The organism is Comamonas sp. DB36, assembly GCF_057914905.1.
The window spans coordinates 68,427-93,640 of record NZ_CP196633.1; the positions used below are offsets into that span (position 1 = coordinate 68,427).

21 protein-coding genes are annotated in these 25,214 nt (G+C 67.3%); 2 read left to right on the top strand and 19 right to left on the bottom strand.

Annotation, left to right across the window (positions count from 1 at the left end):
* Window positions 1-14: 14 nt before the first annotated feature.
* The 8 genes from ACSVDO_RS24760 to ACSVDO_RS24795 form a co-directional block, all read right to left on the bottom strand.
* Window positions 15-1,037 carry an AraC family transcriptional regulator gene (locus ACSVDO_RS24760; RefSeq protein ID WP_489597726.1) on the bottom strand — a complete coding sequence of 341 codons (1,023 nt, stop codon included), beginning with the start codon at window positions 1,035-1,037 and terminating at the stop codon, window positions 15-17.
* A 222-nt stretch (window positions 1,038-1,259) separates the two neighbouring features.
* Window positions 1,260-2,114: a 3-methyl-2-oxobutanoate hydroxymethyltransferase gene (panB, locus tag ACSVDO_RS24765; protein ID WP_489597727.1), complete on the bottom strand. Its 855-nt coding sequence runs from the start codon at window positions 2,112-2,114 to the stop codon at window positions 1,260-1,262.
* Window positions 2,115-2,253: 139 nt separating this feature from the next.
* Window positions 2,254-2,961, bottom strand: a complete 708-nt coding sequence (locus ACSVDO_RS24770; RefSeq protein WP_489597728.1) for an RraA family protein — start codon at window positions 2,959-2,961, stop codon at window positions 2,254-2,256.
* Window position 2,962: 1 nt separating this feature from the next.
* Window positions 2,963-3,814 (bottom strand): acetoacetate decarboxylase family protein, encoded by an 852-nt coding sequence (locus tag ACSVDO_RS24775; RefSeq protein ID WP_489597729.1) that lies wholly within the window; start codon window positions 3,812-3,814, stop codon window positions 2,963-2,965.
* Between the two features lie 207 nt (window positions 3,815-4,021).
* Complete coding sequence (locus tag ACSVDO_RS24780) at window positions 4,022-5,716, bottom strand: AMP-binding protein (RefSeq protein WP_489597730.1); 1,695 nt, start codon at window positions 5,714-5,716, stop codon at window positions 4,022-4,024.
* Window positions 5,717-5,838: 122 nt separating this feature from the next.
* Window positions 5,839-6,615, bottom strand: a complete 777-nt coding sequence (locus ACSVDO_RS24785; RefSeq protein WP_489597731.1) for an enoyl-CoA hydratase/isomerase family protein — start codon at window positions 6,613-6,615, stop codon at window positions 5,839-5,841.
* A gap of 101 nt (window positions 6,616-6,716) precedes the next feature.
* The gene (locus ACSVDO_RS24790; protein ID WP_489597732.1) at window positions 6,717-7,472 is read right to left on the bottom strand and encodes an NAD(P)H-dependent oxidoreductase; all 756 of its coding nucleotides are present in this window, start codon (window positions 7,470-7,472) and stop codon (window positions 6,717-6,719) included.
* On the bottom strand, window positions 7,469-11,029 hold the full coding sequence (locus ACSVDO_RS24795) for an indolepyruvate ferredoxin oxidoreductase family protein (protein WP_489597733.1): 3,561 nt from the start codon (window positions 11,027-11,029) through the stop codon (window positions 7,469-7,471). Before ACSVDO_RS24795 ends, ACSVDO_RS24790 begins: the two co-directional genes overlap by 4 nt.
* Before the next feature lie 325 nt (window positions 11,030-11,354).
* On the opposite strand from ACSVDO_RS24795, the gene ACSVDO_RS24800 reads away from it, so the two are divergent.
* Window positions 11,355-12,347: a GlxA family transcriptional regulator gene (locus ACSVDO_RS24800; RefSeq protein WP_489597734.1), complete on the top strand. Its 993-nt coding sequence runs from the start codon at window positions 11,355-11,357 to the stop codon at window positions 12,345-12,347.
* Window positions 12,348-12,380: 33 nt separating this feature from the next.
* Window positions 12,381-13,079 (top strand): Crp/Fnr family transcriptional regulator, encoded by a 699-nt coding sequence (locus tag ACSVDO_RS24805; protein ID WP_489597735.1) that lies wholly within the window; start codon window positions 12,381-12,383, stop codon window positions 13,077-13,079.
* A 46-nt stretch (window positions 13,080-13,125) separates the two neighbouring features.
* On the opposite strand, the gene ACSVDO_RS24810 is transcribed toward ACSVDO_RS24805, so the two are convergent.
* From ACSVDO_RS24810 to ACSVDO_RS24860, 11 genes are all read right to left on the bottom strand, one after another.
* Window positions 13,126-13,728 carry a DsbA family protein gene (locus ACSVDO_RS24810; protein ID WP_489597736.1) on the bottom strand — a complete coding sequence of 201 codons (603 nt, stop codon included), beginning with the start codon at window positions 13,726-13,728 and terminating at the stop codon, window positions 13,126-13,128.
* A 2-nt stretch (window positions 13,729-13,730) separates the two neighbouring features.
* The gene (locus ACSVDO_RS24815; RefSeq protein ID WP_489597737.1) at window positions 13,731-14,414 is read right to left on the bottom strand and encodes a glutathione S-transferase N-terminal domain-containing protein; all 684 of its coding nucleotides are present in this window, start codon (window positions 14,412-14,414) and stop codon (window positions 13,731-13,733) included.
* Between the two features lie 121 nt (window positions 14,415-14,535).
* Window positions 14,536-16,092, bottom strand: a complete 1,557-nt coding sequence (locus tag ACSVDO_RS24820; RefSeq protein ID WP_489597738.1) for an acetolactate synthase large subunit — start codon at window positions 16,090-16,092, stop codon at window positions 14,536-14,538.
* A gap of 48 nt (window positions 16,093-16,140) precedes the next feature.
* The gene (locus ACSVDO_RS24825) at window positions 16,141-17,133 is read right to left on the bottom strand and encodes a Bug family tripartite tricarboxylate transporter substrate binding protein (RefSeq protein ID WP_489597739.1); all 993 of its coding nucleotides are present in this window, start codon (window positions 17,131-17,133) and stop codon (window positions 16,141-16,143) included.
* Window positions 17,134-17,398: 265 nt separating this feature from the next.
* The gene (locus tag ACSVDO_RS24830) at window positions 17,399-18,175 is read right to left on the bottom strand and encodes a class II aldolase/adducin family protein (protein ID WP_489597740.1); all 777 of its coding nucleotides are present in this window, start codon (window positions 18,173-18,175) and stop codon (window positions 17,399-17,401) included.
* A 34-nt stretch (window positions 18,176-18,209) separates the two neighbouring features.
* Window positions 18,210-19,004: an enoyl-CoA hydratase gene (locus ACSVDO_RS24835; RefSeq protein ID WP_489597741.1), complete on the bottom strand. Its 795-nt coding sequence runs from the start codon at window positions 19,002-19,004 to the stop codon at window positions 18,210-18,212.
* A gap of 75 nt (window positions 19,005-19,079) precedes the next feature.
* On the bottom strand, window positions 19,080-20,243 hold the full coding sequence (locus tag ACSVDO_RS24840; protein WP_489597742.1) for a CaiB/BaiF CoA transferase family protein: 1,164 nt from the start codon (window positions 20,241-20,243) through the stop codon (window positions 19,080-19,082).
* Between the two features lie 94 nt (window positions 20,244-20,337).
* Complete coding sequence (locus tag ACSVDO_RS24845) at window positions 20,338-20,793, bottom strand: PaaI family thioesterase (RefSeq protein ID WP_489597743.1); 456 nt, start codon at window positions 20,791-20,793, stop codon at window positions 20,338-20,340.
* The gene (locus ACSVDO_RS24850) at window positions 20,786-22,897 is read right to left on the bottom strand and encodes a 3-hydroxyacyl-CoA dehydrogenase NAD-binding domain-containing protein (protein ID WP_489597744.1); all 2,112 of its coding nucleotides are present in this window, start codon (window positions 22,895-22,897) and stop codon (window positions 20,786-20,788) included. The genes ACSVDO_RS24845 and ACSVDO_RS24850 overlap by 8 nt, the downstream gene beginning before the upstream one ends.
* Before the next feature lie 14 nt (window positions 22,898-22,911).
* Complete coding sequence (locus ACSVDO_RS24855) at window positions 22,912-24,009, bottom strand: acyl-CoA dehydrogenase family protein (protein ID WP_489597745.1); 1,098 nt, start codon at window positions 24,007-24,009, stop codon at window positions 22,912-22,914.
* 5 nt (window positions 24,010-24,014) lie between these two features.
* Window positions 24,015-25,208: an acyl-CoA dehydrogenase family protein gene (locus ACSVDO_RS24860; RefSeq protein WP_489597746.1), complete on the bottom strand. Its 1,194-nt coding sequence runs from the start codon at window positions 25,206-25,208 to the stop codon at window positions 24,015-24,017.
* Between the last annotated feature and the right edge of the window lie 6 nt (window positions 25,209-25,214).

A 25,214-nucleotide genomic window follows, 5' to 3' on the forward strand; every position in this document is an offset into this window, starting at 1 on the left:
GCGCGCGGCGCACGCTAGCCACGGTCGTCATGGCTGCTGCTGCGATAGGCGCCCGGGCTCACTCCGGTCCATTTCTTGAAGGCGCGGTGGAAGGCGCTGGGCTCCTGGAAACCGGTTCTCGCAGCGACTTCCGCCACCGTCAGCGGCGTGGCGGACAGCAGGTCGATGGCGATGTCGCGCCGCAAATCGTCCTTGAGGCGCTGGTAATTGCTTCCCTCCAGCTGCAGGCGGCGCTGCAGCGTGGTGGCGGAAATGCACAGCGCCTGCGCCAGCGCCTCCAAGTCGGGCCATTCTTCCGGAGTCTGGCTGCGCAGCCGCTTGCGGATCTGCGCCGTGCTGCTGGCGTCATTGCGGTACTGGACCAAGAGATTCGCCGGGGCCGCGCGCAAAAAGCGCTCCACCGTTTCCGGCGTCTCCACAATCGCCAGGCCCAGCAGCTCGGCCGGGAAGGCAATGAACGTGGTGTCGCCGTTGAAGACCAGGTTGTCACAAAAGCGCGTGCGGTAGTGGCTGTCGTCCGCCGGCGGCGGATTGCGAAACTGCATGCTGGTCAGCTCGATGCGCCTATGCACCAGCCAGCACGCCAGGCCATGCACCAGAATGAACCAGGTGCCGTAGCCGAACAGCCGGCGCATGACGCCGCCGTCATGCAGATAGATGCGCGCCTCGTTGTCCTCCAGCACCAGCTCGCCGCGGAAGTCGTCCAGCGTGGAACGCAGGAAGCGCACTATCCTGCGGATCGCATGCTCGAGGTTGTGCGCACTCACGGCCGCGCGCGTCATGAGCGCGTAGCTGCCGCGGCGCAGCCCATGGCTGTCCAGCCCGAAGAACTCATCGTCCATCAGATCCGCCAGTGCCACCCACATATCGGAATAGGACTGCGCTGAAATGCGCGCCTTCGCGGAGCGCAGCAGGTCGCGATCGAGCTTGGCGGCCTCGAGCACCCGGGCGACCTCCAGGTTTCTGACGTTGGCCGCGTTCAAGGCCTCATGCACCAGCTCGATCGACACCGTGCCTCTGACTCCGGCAGATTTCATTCAGTCGCTCCGTTTCTTGCACACTGCATGCGCGCTGCATCCTTCCCTGCCAAGCAGTTTGGCTTCTGAGATGCTACAGGGTTTGCAGGCGGTCAAGCAGATGTGAACGACTCAGCGCGGCGCCGCATCGGAGAAAGTGCCTGTGCCCAGATGGAGGGCGCACGATGCATCCGCGTTCAGGCGCGGGCGACGGCCTGGGACATCGCGCGGCCGGGCAGAAGCTCACGACCAGGCATGCTGCTGGTCGTCGGGAAAAGCCCCCTGCCTGACCGCCGCCACATAGGCGGCAAAGGCGGCGTCCACGGCCGCGGCGTCCCGCATGAAGTTGCGCACGAATTTCGCCATGGGCCCCAGATTGAGGCCCAGCATGTCGTGCATCACCAGCACCTGGCCCGCCGTGCCGCTGCCCGCCCCGATGCCAATCGTGGCGCAGCGCGACATGTCGCAGGTGATGCGCGCGGCAAGCTGGCGCGGCAGCATCTCCAGCACCATCATGGACGCGCCGGCGGCTTCAAGTTCTGCCGCGTCGCGCCGTATCTTCTCGCCTGCCGCCGCATCGCGGCCCTGCACCCGGTAGCCGCCCAGTGCAGACACCGTTTGCGGCGTCAGTCCCAGGTGGGCGCAGACCGGCACGCCGCGCTCGACCAGAAAGGACACCAACTCCGCCGTCCAGCCGCCGCCCTCGAGCTTGACCATCTGCGCGCCCGCCTGCATCAACACCAGGGCCGAAGCCATCGCCTGATCGCGCGACTGCTGGTAACTGCCGAATGGCAGATCGGCCACCAGCAGGCTGCCGCCCTGCGAGCGTTCCAGCCCGCGGGCCACGCAATGCGTGTGGTAGCGCATTTCCTCCAGCGACACGCCCACCGTCGTGCCCCGGCCCTGACAGACCATGCCCAGAGAGTCGCCGACCAGCAGGCAGTCCACACCGGCGGCTGCGGCAACCGCCGCGAATGTGGCGTCATAGGCCGTCAGCATGGCAATCTTTTCCCCGCCGGCGCGCATCGCGGCAATGCGCGCCGTGGTGACTTTGCGGCGCGGCGCCGGCGGCGCGGGCGCGCCATAGGGCGCGGCCACCTCGCCGGCGAAAGTTGCCTGGGGTGACTGTGGTGACTGTGGTGAACGGGGATACGGGGGAGCGGAAGAGGAAGTATGCGTCACGACGAAGGTCGGTCCTGAAAGATGCAAGTCAATGGAATGGCAGCCAGCGCCTGTCTCACTCCTCGATGGCCCCGCCTGTGGCCCGCAGATGCTGGCGGAATGTGACGCTGGCATCGGCGCTGCGCGCCGCCAGGAAATCGCCGAAGCGGGCCTGGCTTCTGAACGACAGCCCGCCCTGCATGCGCGCCGCCTGGCTGCGCTCGGTGTCGCGAATCGTGGTCGCCAGTTCGGCCACCGCACGGGCCTGGGACAGGGGCAGGAAGATCACGCCATCGTCATCCGCCAGCACGAAGTCCGCAACGGTGACTTCATGTTCGCCACACATCGCGGACGACAGCGCCGCGTCTTCCTGGCGCTCCAGGCGCTGCGGACCGGCGGGCAAGGTGCCGAGGCTGAACACCGGCAGCCGGATGGTGCGCAACTCCGTGGAGTCGCGGTGCAGCCCCCAGATCACGATGCCGCGCAGCCCGGCCAGGGCGGCTTCCAGCGTGACCAGGTCACCGACGCAGGCCTCGTCCAGGCGTGCGCCGTTGTCGACCACCAGTACATCTCCTGGCGCTGCGCGGTCTATCGCTTCGAGAAAGACGTCGACGCTGCCATAGTGCCGCGCGGGACGCGCCCGGCCGACCATGTGGCTGCCATTCCACAACGGACGCATCGCTGCGGGCGCGCAGCGCAGTGCAATGCCCAGGCGCATGCAGGCGTCGGCCACATGGGGCGTCGTCAAATCCAGGTAGGTGCGTTGCAGTTCTACAGAATCCATCTCATGTCTCCTCGGACGAAAGGCTTGGGCTGCACTGGCGCAGGTCCCGCAGCAGGTGGTTGTGGCGATTGGTCATGGCCAGGGAATACCGCCAGCCACGGCCTATGCCGGTCGGACGCAAGGCCGCCAGGGGCTCCGTGGGGGAGTCGAAAATGGTCAACGCCGCACTTCCCGCCCAGACGGGGCCGGCCTGCACGTTCTCGGCCTGCAGCCGCACCAGCTCAAACACCGCGGGTTGCTCGTGCTGACCCGGGAACATCGACGGGAAGTGCCGCAGCGCGACGATGGGGCGGCTGCCGAAAGTGACCGCCGAGCCGTCGGCCAGGCCGGCAAGCGTCACATGGCCCTCGGCCAGGCGCCGGTCCTTCACGGCCAGCGTGCCCGCAAAGCGCGCGCCGGCCTCGAGCGCGGGCGAGGCCATGCTGGCCATGCCCATGGAGCGCGTGATCCACACCGAGCCGATTTTCTTGGGATAGCCCAGCGCCCAGCCGCGTGCCAGGGAAGTGTCCTGGTCGACCACAATATAGGGGCAGTACTGCATGAGCTGGCCCTCGTATTGCACGCTGACCAGCACGATGCATTCGCGGTACTGGGCGCGGATCGGGTCCAGCAACTCCGCGCCGGCGTCGGTGCAGGCCTGCCAGTCGACAAAGGAAACCGTCATCAGCCCGGGCTCATCGGGATGCAGGCTCAGCCCGGGAGGCAGCAGGGCCTCCACGGCAGCGGGCGCCGCCCAGCATTCGAGCGTGATGAAGTCCGCCGCGTAATGCCACGGCGGCTGGGGCGCGATGCTCGCCTGCCCATCATGGGAAAAAGGCCCCATGAAACCCTGCGCACCGGCAAAGCGTGTCATATGCAACTCCAACTGCTAGATGTGGGACAGACGGTCCGCCCGGGCGCGCCTGCGCCAATCAGAGAGCGAATCGCCGGGCTTGATTAACGCGCTTTCCAGCCATGGGCAGAAGTGTCGAAACTGACTCATTGCGTGCCGATTCCGACAGAATGGCATCTTTGTCGTTCGCTACAGGAAAGCAGTCGACGCCGGGCGGAGCGACGGGTTTCAGGCCGAGGCTGGCGCGCTCAGCTGCAGTTCGGACTGCATCATTTCGCGCATCACGAATTTCTGGATCTTGCCCGTCACGGTCATGGGGAACTGCTGCACGAAGCGGATGTACCGGGGAATCTTGAAGTGGGCAATCTGTCCCTGACAGAACGCGCGGAGCGCGTCCTCGGAAAGGTCGGCGCCGCAGCGCAGCACGATCCAGGCGCAAAGCTCTTCCCCATACTTGGCATCCGGCACGCCTATCACCTGCACGTCCTGGATGGCCGGGTGGCGGTAGAGAAACTCCTCGATCTCGCGCGGGTAGATGTTCTCTCCGCCGCGAATCACCATGTCCTTGATGCGGCCCGCGATATTGACGTAGCCTTCGGCATCCATGACGGCCAGGTCGCCGGAGTGCATCCAGCCCTCGGCATCGATGGCTTCGGCCGTTTTCTCGGCATCCCCCCAGTAGCCCTGCATCACGGAGTAGCCCCGGGTGCACAGCTCGCCCACCTGGCCCGTCGGCAGGATGTTGCCGCCTGCCGGATCTATGACCTTGAGCTCCAGGTGCGGCAGCACCTGGCCTATGGTCGAGACGCGCTTTTCTATCGGCGTGTCGGTGGTGCTCTGGCAGCTCGCGGGGCTGGTTTCCGTCATGCCGTAGGCAATGGTGACCTCGCGCATGTGCATTTCGCTGACGACACGCTTCATCACTTCGATCGGACAAGGCGAGCCCGCCATCACGCCGGTGCGCAGCGTAGCCAGATCGAATTCCCGAAAGCGGGGGTGGTCGAGCTCGGCAATGAACATCGTCGGCACGCCATGCAGTGCCGTGCAGCGCTCGGCCTGCACCGCCTGAAGCACCGCAACCGGGTCGAACGCCTCGCTGGGATACACAATCGTGCTGGCGTGGGTCAGCGCCGCCAGGTTGCCGACCACCATGCCGAAGCAGTGGTACAGCGGCACCGGAATGCACAGCCGGTCATCCGGGCTCAGGCGCATGGCTTCGCCGATGAAAAAACCGTTGTTCAGCACATTGCGATGGGTCAGGGTCGCGCCCTTGGGCGCGCCTGTGGTGCCGCTGGTGAACTGCACGTTGACCGCGTCCGTGTTGCGCACGCCGGCGGCCAGCGCCGCCAGCGCCGGGTCTGCGGCATCGCCCAGCGCCAGCAGGTCAGAAAAGCGCAGCCCGCCCGCCACCGCCTGCGGCCCGGTCTGGATCACCGTGCGCAGATCGGGTAGCCTGGCGGACCGCAGGCCGCCGGGCGCGGCCGCGTCCAGCTCGGGCGCCAGGTGCCTGACCATGTCCAGATAGCTGGTGTTCTTGAATGAAGGCATGGTGATCAAGGCCTTGCAGCCGACCTTGGTCAATGCATATTCAAGCTCCGCCGTCCGGTAGGCAGGGTTGATGTTGACCAGCACGATACCGATCTTGGCGGTGGCAAGCTGGGTCATGAGCCATTCGACATTGTTGTGCGACCAGATGCCCAGGCGATCGCCGGGCCGCAGACCCAGGCGCAGCAAGCCGCTGGCCATGCGGTTGACCTCGCGCTGCAAGGCCGAAAAAGAGTAGCGCAGGCCCTGATGGCATGACACCACGGCTTCCTTGTCGGGAAATCGGGTGACCATTTCGTCAAAGAAGTCGCCTATCGTCTGCTCTATCAGTGGCCGGTCCGTCGCGCCGCGCGCATAGCTGCTGGCTAACTGGGTCATGGTGTGTCTCCTGTATTGCGCCGCCGGCTCCGGGGCAAGGCTGAACGCTGCTTCCTGTCGCATCCGCAGCGCGGCGGCGCACGGGCGCGCTGCAGCCCCCGCCGCCGCGCGCAGCGCGCGCCTTACTTGCGCTTGTGCATGATTTCCTGGCGGCGTCGGTCCTGCGCCAGGCGATTGCCCGCATCGCTCATGCCGGCGGGCAACTGGGCATCGAGCTCCACGGTGCGTTCATCGATCTGCTTGTTGGTGGCGTCCTGCAGCGCTTTCTTGGACATCGCATAGGCGACATTGCAGTCCGGCGTGATGCAGCGCGCATAGCGGATGGCCGTGGACAGCAGCTGGTCCGGCGCCACCACTTCGTGAAAGAAGCCCAGGCGCTCGGCCTCTTCCAGGCCGTAGAGCTCGCCGCGCAGGGTGGTCAGCGCCCCCACCTTGTCGCCCAGCGCGTACTTGATGATCTCGACATAGGCGGCCGGCATGGGAATGCCGATGGGCACCTCGTTGAGGCCGAACTTCGCCGGCTTGCGCGCAGCCACGCGAAAATCACAGTCGAGCGCCGTGATCAGGCCGCCGGCAATCGCGTGGCCGTTGACCGCGGCAACCGTGGGCCGGGGGTAGCGGAAGATCCGCAGGTTGGTCGCGCGGTAGGCCCGGTACCAGTCGCGTATCTTGTCGGCGCTGCCGCTGCCAAAGATATCGAAGCTGTACTGGAAATCGATGCCGGCGGAAAACGCATCGCCCTGCCCGGTCAGCACCACCGGCAATTCGCCGAACTCGCTTTCCAGGCGGTCAAAGGCCGCGTGCAGGTCGGCAAAGAACTGCTCGTTCTGCACGTTGACCTTGTTGGTATTCATGCGCACGACGGCGCAATGGTCGATCACTTCGATGTCCCATGCCATGGGTGTCTCCTTGGGTTGGTATGAAAATTAAACGGCGGATGAAAACACTGTTGCCGCCGCAGCGCGCTGCGCGCGTGGCTGGCGCTGCATGCACGCGGCGCTCACGGCATTGCAGACTGCATGCTCAGGGGCCGAAACTGCGCGTCGAAGTCCTCCAGGCTGGGCATGGCCAGCAGCGGGCGATCCTCGAGCTGCCGCAAGGCCTGCTCCAGCTCCCGCAGCATGGCCTGGCGCTGCGCGTCATCGACATATGGCACATGGTAGGCAAAGAACGGCTCGGGCACGCCATAGCCCACATAGCCCAGCGTGCCCTGCAGCAGATGCTTGAGCATGTCCTTCAGGTCGCCATGAATCGAGCCCGGCCCGAACATGTAGTCCCGGCCCCCGAGCGCCGCAACGACCAGTGCGCGTTTGCCGCTCATGCCGCCCTGGTCGTAGACCCGGGTGCCGCCGTAGAAGATGCCCGACAGGAACACCCGGTCTATCCAGCCCTTGAGCTGGGCCGGCACCGAATACCAGAACACCGGAAACACCAGCACCAGCAGGTCGGCGTTGCGCACCGACTCGACCTCCGCGGCAATCTGGGGGTCGAGCGTCTGCTGTTTCCAGGCATGGCGCTGCTCCATGGGATAGACCAGATAGTCCGCGCGCGAGCGGCTGCCGAAGTCGCCGGCGCCGGCCACGGCGTGAAAACCGCTGTCCTGCAGATCGGTCACGCTGGTCTGCCAGCCCTGGCTTTCGAGGGTCCGTCGGGTCGTGTCGCGCATGGCGGCGACAAACGAGTTCGGCTCCGGGTGCGCATAGACGATATGCGCGCGGCGGCCGGCGTGGCCTGCCTTGCTTTCTTGCGTGGTCATGACCAGGCTCCTTCCAGATAGCGCCCATAGGCCATGGGCTGCGATGGGTCGACGGGCGGAATGTCCTTGCCGGTGATCTCGCCCAGCAGCACGCGCTGGCGTTCGCGCGCCTGGACAACGGCGGCCTGCTTCACATGGCCGAAGCCGCGAATCTGCTCGGGAATGCGCGCCAGCTCCAGACATTTCTTCGGTTCGGCGGCGAGAAACGGCAGCGTCGCCCGGATGGCCAGCCGGTATTCGTCGATCAGCGCCCGCTCCATCCGGCGCTCGCGCGTGTAGCCAAACGGGTCGAACGGCGTGCCGCGCAGGAACTTGAGCCTGGCAAGCATGCCAAACGCCGGCTCCATCCAGCCGCCGTACAGCCGCTTGCGTGGCACGCCATCGGAGCCGCGACGCGCCAGCAGCGGCGGCGCCAGGGCAAAGCGCAGCTGGTAATCGCCCTCGAACTGGCTTTCAATGAGCTGGCGCAAGGCCGCGGAAGAATGCAGCCTGGCGACCTCGTATTCGTCCTTGTATGCCATCAGCTTGAACAGGTTGCTGGCCACTGCCTGGGCATAATCGCCCTGTGCGCCGCCGCATGCGGCGAGCACTGCCTGCAGAAAGCTCTCATAGCGGCGCGCATAGGCCTGGCCCTGGTAGGCCACGAGGCGCTCGCGGCGGTTCTCGCGCAATGGCGTGAAATCTTGCTTGCCCCCCCTGGGAAGCCATTGCAGCGGCACGGCACGCGGCATGACCAGGCGCTCGGGCGCGGCCATGAACTGCCGCCCGATGCGAAACGCCCGGGTGTTGGCCTCGACCGCCTGCCCGTTGAGCTCGATGGCCCGGCGCAGCGCCTCCAGCGACAGCGGAATCTGACCGCCTTGCCAGGCCGCGCCCAGCATGATCATGTTGGCGTAGACACTGTCGCCGCAAAACCGCAGCGCGATGTCATGGGCTGGAATCCTGGTCAGGCCTATGCGCGAGCCCGTCGGCACGATGCTGGACCACAGCCCGTCCTCGGGCATCTGGAAATCGCGGTTGCGCTGGAAGTCGGAGGTCGGAGAAACATTGGCATTGACCAAAGCGCGGGCATCGGGCTTGAGCCGGCTGACGGAGTCGGGATGGGCGCTCACCACCAGGTCGCCGCCAATCATCGCATCGGCCGCGCCCGGCGGAATGCGCGGCGCGTGGATGTCCTGCGCCGCTGCCGCGATGCGCACATGGCTCCAGACCGCCCCGCCCTTTTGCGCCAACCCGGCCATGTCCATCACCGAGCAATGCAGACCCTGCAGGTGCGCGGCCATGCCCAGAACATTGCCGATCGTCAGCACGCCCGTGCCGCCTATGCCGTTGACCAGCACCGCATAGCTGGCGTGCAGCGCCGGCAGTTCGGGGTGACCGGGCTCGGGCCAGGATCCGGGATCGGCTTGCGCGCTCGCAGCGGCATCCGCCGGTTTCTTGCGCAGCACGCCGCCGGCCACGGCCACGAAGCTCGGGCAAAAGCCGTCGGCACAGGCGTAGTCCTTGTTGCAGGACGACTGGTTGATCTGGCGTTTGCGCCCCAGCGCTGTCTCCAGAGGCTCGATCGAGACGCAATTGCTCTTGACGCTGCAGTCGCCGCAGCCTTCGCACACCTCCGGGTTGATGATGTAGCGCAGCGCCGGATCGGGGTATTGGTTGCGCTTGCGCCGGCGGCGCTTCTCGGCCGCGCAGGTCTGGTCATAGACCAGGGCCGTCACGTCGGGAAGTTCGCGCAGCTCGCGCTGGACGGCGTCGAGATCGCGGCGGTGATAAAAGCCAGTCCCGGGAGCGAACGCCGCCTCATGGCCGCGGTATTTCTCGATGTCGTCGCTCACCACCACCACGCGCGACACCCCTTCGGCATGCAGCAGGTGGGTCAACATCGGCACGGTCAGCGGTCCGTCATGGGGCTGGCCGCCGGTGAGCGCCGTGGCGTCGTTGAACAATATCTTGAACGTCATCGGCGTGCGCGCCGCCACCGCCTGGCGGATGGACAGCGAGCCCGAGTGAAAGAAGGTGCCGTCGCCCATATTGGCAAACATGTGCGGCCGCTTGGAAAACCGGCTTTGTCCCACCCAGGGAGCGCCTTCGCCGCCCATGTGGGTGTAGCTTTCGGTGCGCCGATCCATCCAGTTGGCCATGTAGTGGCAGCCTATGCCGGCGGTGGCGCGCGAGCCTTCGGGCACCTTGGTCGAGCTGCTGTGCGGACAGCCCGAGCAGAAGTACGGCGTGCGCATCAGTGGCGTCTGGCTTGCCTGCCTGGCGACCAGGCCGGTGTGCGCGGCGCAGCCCGCCATGCCTGCGGCCAGCAGGCGGGCCTGCAGCGCCGCCGCGATGTCGGCCGGGCCCAGCTCGCCGTCGCCCTGCAGCAGGCGCTGATCGGGCGGGATCTCGAACTCGCCGCATTGCAGGCCGCCGCCCGACTTGCCCACCACCTGCGGCACCTTCGCGCCGCTTGCCGCCAGCGGGTAGAGAATGTCCTTGACCTGCTGCTCGATCAAGGCGCGTTTTTCCTCGACGACAAAGATCTCGTCCAGCCCCTGGGCAAACGTGCGGATGATCTGCGGCTCCAGCGGCCAGACCATGCCCAGCTTCAGCAGCGCGATGCCCCGGGCGGCCATCTCCTGCTCGCCTATGCCCAGCATTCCCAGCGCCTCGCGCACATCGTTGTAGGGTTTGCCGGCGGCAATGATGCCGATGCGGGCCGCCGCGCCCTTGCTGACGATGCGATTCAAGCCGTTGGCGCGGCAGTAGGAGAGCGCCAGGGGCAGCTTGGTGCGCACGATGCGCGGCTCCTGCGTGGCCCAGACATCGGGCCAGCGGATGTGCACCTCCTCCGTCGGTTCGAAGTCCTGCGGCGGCCGGCATTCGACGCGAAAGGCATCGACATCGGCCACCGAGGTGGTCTCTACGATGTCGCCCACACATTTCAGTCCCACCCACAGGCCGGCAGCGCGGCTCATGGCCCAGCCATGGATGCCGTAGTCGAGGTATTCCTGTACGTTGCTGGGATACAGGATGGGAATGAACGAGGCAATCAGCAGCTGCTCGCTCTGGTGGGCAAAGGACGAGGATTTGGCGGTATGGTCGTCGGCCGCCAGCACCAGGGCGCCGCCATGCCGGGAGGTTCCGGCCGCATTCGCGTGCTTGAGGGCATCGGCGCTTCTGTCCACACCCGGGCCCTTGCCGTACCACATGGCAAACACGCCATCGACCTTGGCTTCCTCGGGATGCTGCATCAGCTGCTGGGTTCCCCAGCAGGCAGTGGCGGCCAGGTCTTCGTTCAGGCCGGGGATGAATTCGATCTGCCGCTCCTGGAGCTGCTTTTGTATGCCCCACAGCACCTGATCGAGGCCAGACAGCGGCGAGCCGCGGTAGCCGCTGACAAAGCCCGCGGTGTTCAAGCCAGCGGCCCGGTCGCGCGTGCTCTGGTTGAGCAGCAGCCGCACCAGCGCCTGCGAGCCGCTGAGGTAGGCCGGACCGGACTCGAGCTGGTAGCGATCGTCGAGCTTGGCCGGGCGCAGCAGCCCGCCGGGTTGCGGTGTGATCTCAGACATGCTGCGCCTTCCCTGGCAGTCGCCTGGCGCTCGACGTGGCCCGATGCGGTATCGCGGCGCTTGTGGACAGTCTCATGGGGGCTCCTTGTGGTGATGCTTCGGTTCGTATGCCGACCTACCTATTAATCACCACAACCAGGGCCGCGTACATTGGCGAATTTGACTTTATGCATGCCGTTTCCGACATGGACCCGGCGCCGCGGCGCGGCGCCGCGCTGGCAGCGGTCATGCGCTCTGAGCGGGCGCGGGTAGACCCTTGGTGCGCCCCTGCCAAGCTTGCGTTAGAGTGTCTGAATCGACTTGTTTCATGCGGTTTCCGACTCGAATGCCACGCGCTGCCATCCTTACCTTCGACGGCTGCTACGCCTCCAGCGTGGCGGGGTTTGCCGACATCCTGCAGATTGCCAATTCGCATCTGCGCCTGGCCAAGGCGCAGCCGTCGGCGCTGTTCGAGTGGCGCTTTGTATCCACGTCGGGCGAGCCGGCCCTGGCCAGCAACGGCCTGCCGCTGCCCACCCACAAACTGGGGCCGCGAGAACGCTATGACCTGGTGTTCGTCCCGAGCTTTCACTATGGCGGACACCGCCAGTTCGACCAGTTTCTCGCGCGCCAGGCCGATGCCTGTGACTGGCTGACGGCGCAGTGGCGCGCCGGAGCCCTGGTCGCGGCCAATTGCACCGGCACTTTCATCCTGGCCCAGACCGGCTTGCTCGATGGCCGCACGGCCACGACCACCTGGTGGCTGGAGCGGCTGTTCCGGGCCAAGTTTCCTCGCGTAGACCTGCAGCTGCGCCCGGTGCTCACGGAGATCGACAGGCTGATCTGCGCCGGCGCTTCGGCGTCCTATCTGATTCAGACCGTACGCGTGATCGAGCGCTTCGCCGGCCCGGTCATCGCCTCGCAATGTGCCAAGGCAATGCTGATCGACGTGAGCCAGACCAGCCAGATTCCTTTCTTGCCGCTGCTGGCCCAGAAAAACCACTCCGACGTGCTGGTGCACCGTGCCCAGGGCTGGCTGCAGGACAACATGGGCACGGATCTGAAGATCACGGAACTGGCCGAGATGCTTGCCGTCAGCGACCGCACGCTGATTCGGCGTTTTCGCAGCGTGCTGGACCAGACGCCGCTGGCCTACCTGCAGGACCTGCGGCTGGAAGCCGCGCGCGCGTTGCTTGAGACCAGTTCGAACAATGTGGAGGAAGTCGCCAGCCAGGTCGGCTACAGCGACACCAGCTCCTTTTCCAGGCTCTTTCGCCAGCGCATAGGCATGAGTCCGGGCGCCTACCGCGGACGCTTCCAGACCGGAGCCATGGCCTAGGCCCGCCTGGGCCATGGGACTTTGGAGCGAACGATGGAACAACGCAGCAGCCCGGCAACCGGCAACAGCGCGCTGGCCGATTTCCTGGGCAGCTGGCCCTGGTTCCAGGCGCTTTCCGAGGAGCTGCAGGCCCAGACGCTGGCCAGCGCGCTCACCATGACGGTCGCTGCGGGCGGCTATGTCGCGCGCGCCGGCGACCCCAGTGCCTACTGGTGGGGCGTGATGCACGGGCATCTGCAGATGTACATCGTCGGCCCAGAAGGCGACGAAACCACGCTGTACTGTCTGCAGCAAGGAGAATGGTGCGGCGACGGCTCGCTGCTGAAAAAAGAACGCATGCAGTACGACCTGCGCGCGCTCACCAGCGCCCAGCTGTGCCTCATTCCCGCGCCGGTCTTCGACCGCCTGCGCGCTGGCTCGCATGCGTTCAGCAATTTTCTTTGCGATGTGATGAATGCCCGCATGGGCGAGTTCGTCGGCATGCTGGTGGCGTCGCGCCTGCTGGGACCGGAAAAACGGGTGGCCCAGGCGCTGCAGATGCTGACCAGGAACCACGCCGCGGCCAGCAGCCGCCTGCCCATTCACCAGCAGCAGCTGGCGCTGATCTGCGGCCTGTCGCGCCAGCGCGTGAACATGGCGCTGAGCGCGCTCAAACGCGCTGGCGTCATAGAGATCGACCGCGCCAAGGGCCATGTGCAGGTGCATACCGAGCGTCTGCAAGACTATCTCTGAGCCAGGCGAGCTTGCGCCGACCGCTCCAGGCGCGCGGTCGGCGCGTTCAATGCGCGGCGCGCATTGCCGCTTCAAGCAGGTCCATTCGGTCGCCGCCCCAGAACATTTCTCCGCGATAGATGAAAGTGGGCGCGCCAAACACCCCGAGCTGCTGCGCATGGTCCAGTGCGCTGTCCAGCGCCTGCTGCGCCGCGCCGCGCCGAAACGCCTGCCATTCCTGCGCGCACAGCCCGGCCTGGACCAGCAGACTCTCGAGCGCCGCATCCGACTCCAGATCGAATTCGCGCCGCCAGAACGCTTCGAGCAAGGGATCGCAGAACTCCCACAGGCGGTTGCCGGCCTTGGCAAACAGCACGGCCTGGCTGGCGAGCACCGGGTCCCAGAGCTTTGTCGTCGAGCGCACCGTCAGCCCCTGCAGCCTGGCCAGGCGCCGGCAATCCATGTACAGATACTTGAGCTTGGCGATGTCGCGGGCAGAGCGCTGCGCGACCTCGCCACCATAGGCGGACTGGAAATCGGTGATGTAAGGCCACCAGTCAAAGGCCAGGCCGCTGCGTTCGGCCAGCGCCCGCGCCGGGCCCAGCGCGAGGTAGGAGTATGGGCTGCGCAGGTCGAAGAAGGCCTGCACCGGGAGGCTGGGCTGCGCCATGGTCAGCGGCTCTTGGCAAAAAGGTTGAGCTTGGCCTCGTCCGAGCGGGTCACGTCCACCCATTGGCTTCTCAACAGGTCCAGACCGCGGCCTACGCCCGGCCGGGCGCGCACCCGGCCGTACCAGTCCTGCACGCGCGCAAATTCGTCGAGCGCCACGCCGGTCATCTTGTGGATGCGTATCCAGGCGAAGCAGGCCATGTCGGCAATGGAATAGTCGCCGCAGATGTACGCTCTGCCCGCCAGGCGTTCGTCCAGCACCCGCAGCAGGCGCCGGGTCTCCGTCTGGTAGCGGTTGATGGCGTAGGGATGCTTTTCGGCCGCATAGCGGAAGAAATGCTGGGCCTGGCCCATCATCGGGCCGATGCCGCCGACTTGCCAGAACAGCCACTGCAGCACCTCGCTGCGCTGGCGCAGGTCGGCCGGCAGGAAGCGCTTTTCCTTTTCCGCCAGATACACCATGATGGCGCCGGTCTCGAACACCGTGAACGGCGCGCCGCCATCGGCCGGAGCATGGTCGACAATGGCCGGGATCCGGCCGTTCGGATTGATCGCGCGGTAGGCGTCGGTGTGCTGGTCGCCTGCCGTGATGTTGATGGGCACGACACGGTAGGGAATCTGCAGTTCCTCCACCAGGATGTGCACCTTGTGGCCGTTGGGTGCCGCCCAGCTGTATAGATCGATCATCCGCTCTCCTTTGGTACGCAGCGGGGTTGGTGGATATCCCGTTCAACGTCGTTTCAGGTTAGCAGGCAGCGCGGGCGCGGCATGTCGTTGCAATGACAAGCCGGCGGCGCCCCTGCACACCTCAAAGAATCGCTTCGATCAGCCTGGGTCCCGGGGTCGCGAAGGAGTGCTTCAAGGCCTCTGCCAAGGCGGCCACGTCCCTGACCGTGCAGGCCTCGACGCCCATGGAGCGCGACAGCCCGGCCCAGTCGATGTCGGGCCGGTCCAGGCTCAGCATGTCGGTGGCGCGCGCGCCGGGCGCGCCCGCGCCCACCGCTGTGAGCTCGCCGCGCAGAATGCTGTAGGCGCGGTTGACGAACACCACCACGGTGACATTCACGTTCTCGCGCGCCATGGACCACAGCGCCTGCGGGGAATACATGCCGCTGCCGTCGCCCTCGAGCGCGACCACCCGGCGATCGGGCGCGGCAATGGCCGCGCCCAGCGCCGTGGGCAGGCCAAAGCCGATCGCGCCGCCGCAGCCCGTGAGCCAGTCATGCGGCGCCGCCGCGGCCAGGGCGGCGTCGAAACAGCGGCCGGTGGTCACCGCTTCATCCACCACGATGGCCTGCTCCGGCAGCGTGGCGGCAAGCGCCAGCGCAATGCTGTCCGCGGTCAGGGGACCGGTGAGCGCGGCGGGCTGCGCTGCGGGCTGTGCCACACCGGCCGGGGCCAGGGTGTCGGCGCCGAGCTCGCGGCACAGCGCCGCCAGCGCGGCACAAGGGTCGTCCTCGACCGTGCTCAGGGTCAGGACTTCGCAGCCGGGCGGCAGCAGGCGACCCGGCTTGTCGGGATAGGCAAAGAACGCCACCGGCGCCTTGGCGTTGACCAGGATCACGCGCTGGAACTGCTGGAGCACCGCCAGCGCGGGCTCGACGGCATAGGGAATGCGCGGCACCACGACGCGGCCCGCGCCGCGCTCATGGCGCGCGTAGTAGAACTCGGCGCGCAACTGGGCCCCGGTGGCGGCGGCGATGCGGCCGGCCAGCGCGGTGCAGTTGGCGCGCAGCGCGCGGTCGCCCAGCAGCAGCAAGGTGGGCCGGGGATCATCGCGCAGGGCCTGCACGATGCGCTTGAAATCATGCACCGGCGGCGCGGATGGCGCCGGCTGGCCGCTGACGACATGCCGGGCCGGTGCACCCTCGGTCCAGGCCACATTGGCCGGCAGGATCAGCGTGGCGATCTGCCCGGGCCGCGCATTCGCCACGCGGATCGCCGCCGCGCCGTCCGCGGCAATGGCATCGACCGAGGGGCTGGTATGCACCCACTGCGATACCGGCGCCGCGAAACCCTGGATGTCGGAAGTCAGCGGCGCATCCAGCTTGAGGTGATCGATCGCATGGTCGCCGACGATATTGATGATGCCCGAACGCGCCTTCTTGGCGTTGTGCAGATTGGCCAGGCCGTTGGCCAGGCCGGGGCCCAGGTGCAGCAGCGTCGCCGCGGGGCGGTCGGCAATGCGGTAGTAGCCGTCCGCGGCACCGGTGACCACGGTCTCGTGCAGGCCCAGCACGCAGCGCATGCCCTCGATGCGGTCCAGCGCGGAAACGAAGTGCATCTCGGAAGTGCCGGGGTTGGAAAAACACACATCGACGTTGCCGCCCAGCAGTGTGTGAACAAGAATTTCAGCGCCGTTCATTCGAGAAGGTACTCCGTCAAAGCGTGGGGGGAAATCGGGGCGGCCGGCTCAGTCTTCGATCTTCACGCCCGTGGTCTTGACCAGCTGGCTCCACTTGGTCAGCTCCTGATCGATGAACGCCTTGGTCTGGGGCAGGTCCCGGGCCACCATGGGTTCGCTCGACTGCTTGGACAGGCTGGCCACCATTTCCGGCGAGTGCATCACCTTGCTCACCGTGGCATTGAGCTTCTTGAGGATTTCAGGCGAAGTGGCGGCCGGCGCAAACAGGCCCAGCCAGGTGTAGACATCGAAATCCTTGAGGCCGCTTTCCTGCAGGGTGGGGACATCGGGGAAGGTGGTGCTGCGGCGCGCGCTGGTGACGGCGATCGGGCGCAGCTTGCCGGCCTGGATGAAGGTGGCCACCGTCACCGAGTCCTGCACCGCCACCTGGATCTGGTTGGCCACGGTGTCCGATACCGCCGGCGCCGCGCCGCGGTAGGGCACATGCACGAATGGCACGCCGGTCACATGGCGCAGCAGCTCGCCGCCCAGGTGGGTCGAGCCCCCGGCACCGGCCGTGGCGTAGGGCACGCTCTTTTGCTGCCTGGCCCAGGTCATGAACTCGCTGTAGTTCTTGGCCGGCACTGCGGGGTTGACGACGATCATGTTGGGGGTCTGCACCAGGGCCGCGACAGGCGCGAGATCCTTGCGCGGATCGTAGGAGACCTTCTGGCGCGTGAAGGGGGCAATCACATAGCCGGTCGCGGTCACCAGCAGCGTGTGGCCATCGGCGGGCTGGCGCACCAGCCATTCGGTCGCGACCTGTCCGGAGGCACCGGGCTTGTTGTCGACGATGAACTGCTGGTTGAATGCCGCCGTCAGCTCCTTGGCCAGGCTGCGGGTCACAATATCCGTCATGCCGCCGGGCGGATAGGCCACGACGATGGTCACCGGCTTGGAAGGCCAGGCGGCCGGCTGGGCCTGGGCCGCGGCGGCAAAGGCGCCGAGCGAAACGCCGAGGGCGGCAGATAACAGGGTGCGAGCGAACTGGGCAGAAAGCATTTTGTCTCCTTGGGGTCTCAGATAAATCTCTGGCTTGGCAAGCGGTGCCGGGAGGCAGCCCGCAACGATCTGCGTCGTTTCGGCCGCGGTGTCGAGCCCGGAAAATGCAGTCTAGAAATCTTGCGGTCTTTGCACCAGTCGAGAGTTTCGAAGGCGGTCTGTGGCAATTTCGAATGCCGTTTGCGGCGCGCGCGGCCGGGCGCGGGGCCGCGCAAGAGGCTCCGTGTTTGTGCCGACCCAGGGGCGGCGCCCGCCCCCGGCGGCTTCAGGTGTCGTAACCCGGACTGAGGCGGTCCAGGCGCCTGAGCAAGGCGGGCCAGGCCAGCTGGCCGCCGCTCTTGCCCGCGCCGGCTTCCATGGTCCTGACCGCGCCGCCCACGCCTTCGAGCACCGCGTCAGGCACCAGCGTGACCGCGCCGGCGGCCTGCGCCGCGAGCTGGATCTGGCAGGTGCTTTCCAGCGTATACATTGCCTTGAACGCATCGGCCACCGTCTTGCCGACCGTCAGCAGGCCGTGGTTGCGCAGCACCAGGCAACTGTTCTGGCCCAGATCCTGCTGCAGGCGTAGCTTTTCCCCTTCGTTCACGGCAATGCCTTCGTAGTCGTGATAACCCAGCGAATGGATCACCAGGCTGGCCTGCTGGGAGATCGGCAGGATGCCGCATTCGAGCGCGCTCAGCGCCACGCCGGCACGCGTATGGGTATGCAGCACGCACTGCACGTCGTCGCGCGCCGCATGCACGGCCGAATGGATCACCACGCCCGCGCGGTTGACGTTCAGCGGCGACTCGCTGAGCTTGTTGCCCTCGAGATCGATCTTGACCAGCGAAGACGCGGTGATCTCGTCAAACAGCAATCCATAGGGATTGATGAGCAACTGGTGCTGCGCCCCGCTCACACTGGCCGGAAGCCGCGCCGTGATGTGCGTGAAGATCAGGTCACTCCAGCCATACATGGCGACCAGCCGGTAGCAGGCGGCGAGATCGACGCGCAGTGCCCACTCTTCGGGGGCTACGCTGTCTTTCAGGGAAGGAATTTGCAAAGTTGTCTCCTGAGGGTTGGATGGCGGCCGCGGCCTAGCCGTGTTTGCTGCCCGCCGCGCGCGCCTGCATGAACGGCGCCATGAAGCGCGCCGGCTCGCCGGTGGCGAAGGCGGAGGCAAACTCGTCGACGCCGCGCACTATGGCGGTCTCCAGATCCGTTTGCTGCCATTCGCGCAGCAAGCGCTTTTGCTGGCGCAGCACCGACGGGCCGAACCCGGCGAACTGCGCCGCGGTGCGCGCCACCTCGCTGTCCAGGCGCTCTGGCGGCACCACCGCATCGACCAGGCCCCAGGACAGGGCCTGTGCGGCATCGATATTGTCACCGGTCAGCAGCAGCCATCCGGCGCGGGCCTGGCCGATGAGGCGCGGCAGCAGCGCGGCATGGATGATCGAGGGGATGCCGACCTTGACTTCGGGCATGCCGAACTGCGCGCGATTGGACGCCACGCGGATGTCGCAGGCCGCGGCCAGCTCCAGCCCGCCGCCCAGGGTCCAGCCGGCCAGGCGCGCAATCACCGGCACCGGGCACTGGCGCAGGGATTCACACAGGCCGCGCAGATTCTCGATGAAGACCCGGGCCGATTCCGGCGTCAAGGCCCCCATTTCCTTGATGTCCGCGCCGGCAATGAAGGATTTGTCGCCCGTGCCGCGCACCACCAGCGCGCGCAGCTCCGGCCGTGCGGACAGCGCCTCGACGGCCTGGCGCAGGTCGGCTATCACCGGCGTTCCCAGGATGTTGAGGCTTCCCGCGTTGCTTATGGTCAGGGTGGCAATGCCGGCGTCATCGATGGCGGCTGCGGCGTGGTGCAGGTCGAGGGTGTAGTTCATGTTCACTTCATTTTCTTGAAAGCCAAGGGCGTTGGCCGTTGGCGCTGGCGCCGGGCGGGTCCCGCCCGACAGCGGCTATTCGAGGGCTGCGGTCCGGGCCAGCAGCGGCGGCGCCAAGGCGCTGGCCAGATCGCCCACGGGGGCGCTCAGCATGGGATTGCGCACCGTGGGAACCTCGCCGATCTCGGGGTGGCGCAGCACCTGGAGCATCTTGCGGTGCTGCACCTGGGGGTGGGCAAAGACTTCGTCCAGCGTATGGATCGGGCCCCAGGGCACGCCCGCCTGGTCGAAGGCCTCGGTCCAGGCGCTGCGCGTGCGTGTGGGAAACAGCGCCAGCAGCAGGGCCCGCAGCGCGGGCAAATTGACGATGCGCAGCGCATTGGTGGCAAAGCGCGCGTCCTGCGCCCACTGGGGCTGGCCGGCCACCGCGCAAAAGCGCTGGAACTGCGCGTCGTTGCCTATGGCGAGAATCAGGTGGCCGTCGGCGCAGGGAAAGACTTCGTAGGGCGCGCAGTTCGGGTGGGCATTGCCGCTGCGCTCGGGGTTCTTTCCCGAGACCAGGAAGTTGGCACCCTGGTTGGCATTGAGGGCCACGGCGACATCCAGCAAGGCGATGTCCAGGTACTGGCCCTGACCGGTGCGGTGGCGCTGGAACAGCGCCGCCAGGACGGCGGACGTGGCATACATGCCCGTCGACACGTCGATCACGGCGACTCCGGTGCGCAGCGGCGAGGCGCCGGGCTGGCCGTCGGGCAGCCCGGTATAGCTCATCAGCCCGCCCATGCCTTGGAACACGTAGTCGTAGCCGGGCTTGTCCGCCAGCGGCCCGGTCTGGCCATAGCCGGTGATGGACAGATAGACCAGGCGCGGATTGATGGCCTGCAGGCTGGCGTAGTCGAGTCCGTACTTGGCCAGCGAGCCGGCCTTGTAGTTCTCGACCAGCACGTCGGCGCTGCGCACCAGCTCGCGGATCTCGTCGGCGCCTTCGGGCGTGGAGAAATCAATCGCCAGCGCGCGCTTGCCACGGTTGCAGCACGAGAAGTAGGCCGACATGCGTTCGCCGCCCTCGCCCGCTTCGAGATAGGGCGGCCCCCATTGGCGGGTGTCGTCCCCGCGCCCCGGGTGTTCGACCTTCAGCACCTCCGCGCCCAGGTCGGCCAGGTTCTGCGTACACCATGGCCCTGCCAAGATTCTTGACAGGTCCACCACCTTGATTCCAGAAAGTGCAATGTCCAGCATTCGATTCCCGCTTATGTTGGCCTTCAGTCTATGAAGGCCGGGGGCGCCAGGCCAGTCGAATCGATCAAACCTGGCGTTGGCAGATTTCGAACCATCAGCGCGCCGCTGCGCCGACCACGGGGGCGATGCGCGAGAAGATCGCGCTGCAGCGCAGCACCGTCGCGCCGTCGACTTCGCCCAGGCATTGCATGAACAGCAGCTTCTTGCCCTGGCGATCGAGGCTGCTGCGCAGCTGCAGCCACTGGCCCTGCTGGATGCGCCCGAGGTAGTCGATTCCCAGGTGCACGGTGGCCACGCCTGCGCCGGCGGCGCGCGCCGCGTGGTTGCCCATGGCGCTGTCGGCCAGCGTGGCCAGCATGCCGCCGTGGGCCGCGCCCTGGTGGTTGAGGTGCTGGGCCGCCACCCACAGGGCCAGCGTGATCGCGCCGCCCTCCTCCAGGCGCGCGAACATCGGCCCGATATGGCCCATGAAGGCGCTGATCGCGGGATAGGGCGCGAAGCCCGCGGGCGGCGCGGCCAGTTCTTGGGCGCTTTGGGCGCTATCAGACAAAGCGCGTCTCTCCCTGCGCCACCAGGCGCGTGAGCAGCGGCGCGGGCGCCCAATGCTCGCCATGCGTGCGCTGCAGCGACTGGATACGCTCCAGCACATGCGCCAGGCCCAGGGACTGCGCGTAGTGCATGGGGCCGCCGCGCGCGGCCGGAAAGCCATAGCCATGCACATACACCACATCCACATCGGAGGCCCGGCGCGCAATGCCTTCATCGACAATGCGCGCGCCTTCGTTGACCAGCGCCAGCACGCAGCGCTCGACGATCTCCGCGTCGGTGAATGCGCGCCGCGTGAAGCCGCGCTCGGCGCTCGTGGCTTCAATGATGGCCTGGGCCGCGGGATCGGGCAGCGCGGCGCGCGCGCCGGCCTCGTAGCGGTAGTAGCCGGCGCCGGTCTTCTGCCCGAAGCGCCCGGCTTCGCAGATGCGGTCGGCGACATGCGGATAGCGCAGGCCCTGGGGCCAGGACTGCAGCAGGCGCTTGCGCGTGGCCCAGTTGATGTCCAGCCCCGCGAGGTCGCCCATTGCCAGCGGCCCCATCGCCATGCCGAACTGCTTCATCGCCGCGTCGATCTGGGCCGGCAGCGCGCCCTCCTCCAGCATGAACCAGGCCTCGCGCCAGTAGCCGGTCAGCATGCGGTTGCCGACAAAGCCTTCGCACACGCCGACCAGCACCGGAATCTTGCCTATGGCCTGGGCCATGGCCATGCAGCGCGCAATCACCGCATCCGAGGTCCTGGCGCCGCGCACCACTTCAAGCAGGCGCATGACGTTGGCGGGGCTGAAGAAATGCAGGCCGATCACATCCTGCGGGCGCCGGGTGGCGCAGGCAATCTCGTCGATGTTCAGCCGCGAGGTGTTGGTCGCGAGAATCGCGCCGGGCTTGCACAGGGCGTCGAGCGCCGCGAAGATCTCCTTTTTCACGCCCATGTCCTCGAACACCGCCTCGATGACCAGATCGGCTTTGGCGATGTCCTTGAGCTCCAGCGTGGAGCGGATCAGCCCCAGGCGCTGGTCGACAGCGGCCTGCGAGAGCTTGCCCTTTTGCACCGTGACGCCGTAGTTGCGGCGCACCAGCTCCAGTCCGCGCTCCAGCGCGGCTTGCTCGCGCTCCACCAGCGTCACCGCAATGCCGGCGTTGGCAAACGCCATCGCGATGCCGCCGCCCATGGTGCCCGCACCCAGCACCGCGACCGAGGCGATCGCATGGCCTGGCGCGGGCAGCGCAAAGTCGAACTTGGGCGCCTCGCGCTCGGCGAAGAACAGGTGGCGCAGCGCCTGCGATTCGGCGCCTTCGACCAGCCGGGTGAACACTTCGCGCTCCAGGTCCATGCCCTTGTCCAGGGTCTGCAGGCAGGCGATCTCCACGCAGTCCACCGCGGCTTTTTGCGCCTTGGCATTGCGCGCCCGCGCATCCAGGCCGGCGCGGTAGGCGGCGAAGTCCAGCCCTTCGCAGTCCACCGGGCGGCGGCCGAGCTCGGGCAGGCCCCGGGGATCTTCGGCTTTGTCCAGCGCGAAGGCCGTTGCCGCGGCCAGCAGGCCGGCCTCGGCGACGACCGCATCGACCAGGCCCATTTCCAATGCCTTGGGGGCTGCCACCGGCTTGCCCTGCACGATCAGCTCCAGCGCCGCGCGCGCGCCGACCAGGCGCGGCAGCCTTTGCGTGCCGCCGCCGCCCGGGATCAGTCCCAGGCCGACTTCGGGCAGGCCCAGCTTCGCGTCCTGCGTCGCGATCCGGTAGTGGCAGGCCAGGGCCAGCTCCAGCCCGCCGCCCAGCGCCGCGCCATGGATGGCGGCCACCACCGGCTTGCCGGCATCGCGTATCAAGGCCTGCACCTCCCGCGAAAGCGGGCGCTCGCTTGCCGCGGGCGTATTGAACTGCCGTATGTCCGCGCCGGCGCAGAACATCTTGCCCTGGCCGATGATCACGATGGCGCGGATCTGCGCCGCGGCAATCGCGTATTCCAGGCCGCGGAACAGGCCGGCGCGCACGGTGTTGCCCAGGCCGTTGACGGGAGGGTTGTCGATGCGCAGCACGGCCACGCCGTCAAGGCACTGCAAATGCACGGTTTCGGACAGGGATTCGGGAGCAATGGAGGTGTTCATGGGGCCAATCTCATTCAGTGGTGGGCCGGTGCGGCGCGCGCGATCCGGTCCAGGTGGTGCGCTTCGTTGCCAAAGGTGTTCTCGATGGCCAGCAGGCGTTTCACGCCGTGTCCCACCGGCAGCTCGTCGGTCATGCCCATGCCGCCGTGCAGGTGGATGCTCTGCAGCCCGACGAAGCGCGCGCTGGTGATGCAACGCACCTTGGCCGCCGATGCCAGGAAGCTGCGCCGCTGCGCCGTGGCGGTGTCGAACTCCAGCGCCAGCAGCCAGGCCAGCGAGCGCGCCTGTTCGAGCGCGACCAGCATCTCCACCAGCCGGTGCTGCACCGCCTGGAACGAGGCTATGGCCGCGCCGAACTGGCGCCGCTCCTTGGCATAGCGCACGGTGTCGTCGAGCAGCCGCGCCATGATGCCGACGGCTTCGGCGCACAGCGCCAGCTCGCCCAGGTCGCAGGCCGCCTGCAGCGCCGCCTGCGTGGCGGCGCCAGCCGCGCCCAGTTGCCGGCCGCGGTCGACCTGAACGTCCTGCAGATCGAGGTCGCAGGCCTGCGAGCCATCGAGGCATTCGTAGCGCCGCAGCGTGAGGCCTGGCGTGTCCTGCGCAATCAGCAGCAGCAAGGCCTCGCCGTTGTCGGTGCGCGCGTTGACGATCCACTGGGCCACGTTGCCGCTGTGCACGCTGGCCACCTTGCGTCCCGAGACGCTCCAGCCGTCGGCCGTGGCGCGTGCCGTGGTCTGCGCTCCCGCAGGATCGAAATGCGCCTGCGCCTCGCTCCAGGCCAGGCCCAGCATCAGTTCGCCAGCGGCCAGGGATTCGAGCCAGCGGCAGCGCAGCGGCGGCGCAGCCAGCTGGTCGATCAGGCGCGTGGCGACCAGCGCCGAGGTGGCCAGCGGCGTCGATTGCAGGCAGCGCCCCAGCGCTTCGGCCACCGCATGGAACGTGCGCGGGTCCGATGCCAGGCCGCCCTGCTCCTCGGGCACGGCCAGCAGCGGCAGGCCGACCTGCGTCAGGCGCTGCCATGCTTGCTCGGACTGGGAGGCTTCGAGCGGCTGCAGGCCGCGCAGCACGGCCTCGGCCATCTCGGTCTGCTCTTCTTCGTAGTGGTGGTACATGGTGGTCACAGTCCCAGGGCGGATTTGGCGATGATGTTCTTTTGCACTTCGTCGGTGCCGCCGTAAATGGAAATCTTGCGCAGGTTCAGGTGGAATCCGGCAAGGCCGACCGCCCATTCAGGGCGGCCTGCCAGCGCCGGCTCCGGGGGCGTGCCGGCGGCAGGCGCCAGGTCCTGGGGCAGCGCGGGATGCGCAAACACGCCCAGGCAACGCGTGGAGGTCTCGACAATCGCCTGCGCCACCGACGTGCCCATGAACTTCAGGATCGACGCCTCGGCGCCATGGCCGCGGTCCTGGTCTATCACCGGCAGCATGCGCAAGGCCGTGTGCTCCAGCGCCAGCAGATCGACTTCCAGGCGCGCGATGTCGCGCGCCATGCACGGGTCCCGTCCGGCCTCGCTGCGGGTGGCCGCGCGCTCGCGCAGAAAGGCCATTTCCCGCTTGGCCCGGCCGACGCGCGCCGCACCGGTGCGCTCATGGGACAGCAGGTACTTGGCGCAGGACCAGCCGCCATGGAGCTCGCCGACCAGGTTTTCGCGCGGCACCCGCACGCCGTCGAGAAACACTTCGTTGATCTCGCGATCGCCATCCAGGGTGCGTATCGGGCGCACCGTCACGCCGGGCGAGCGCATGTCGATCAACAGAAAGGAAATGCCTCTTTGCGCCTTGGCATCGGGGTCGGTGCGCACCAGGCAGAACATCATGTCCGCGTACTGCGCATAGGTCGTCCAGGTCTTCTGGCCGTCGACCACGAAATGCTCGCCGTCGATGACGGCGCGCGTCTTGAGCGAGGCCAGATCGGAGCCGGAGCCCGGCTCGGAGTAGCCCTGGCACCACCAGTCGCTGCCATCGAGAATGCGCGGCAGGTAATGCTGGCGTTGCGCGGGCGTGCCGTAGCGCATCAGCACCGGCGCCACCATGCGCACGCCAAAGGGCGGCACTTCCGGCGCGCCGGCCAGCGCGCATTCCTCGTCGAAGACATGGCGCTGCATCACGTTCCAGCCCGTTCCGCCGTATTCCTCGGGCCAGGCGGGCGCGGCCCAGCCGCGCGCATGGAGAATGGCCTGCCAGCGCAGGAAATCCTGCTTGCCCAGGCGGCGGTGGTTCAGCACCGCATGGCGCAGGTCGTCGGGCAGCTGCTCGCGCAGGAAGGCGCGCACCTCGGCGCGCATGGCGGCCAGGTCTATGGATTCAGTCATGGAGGG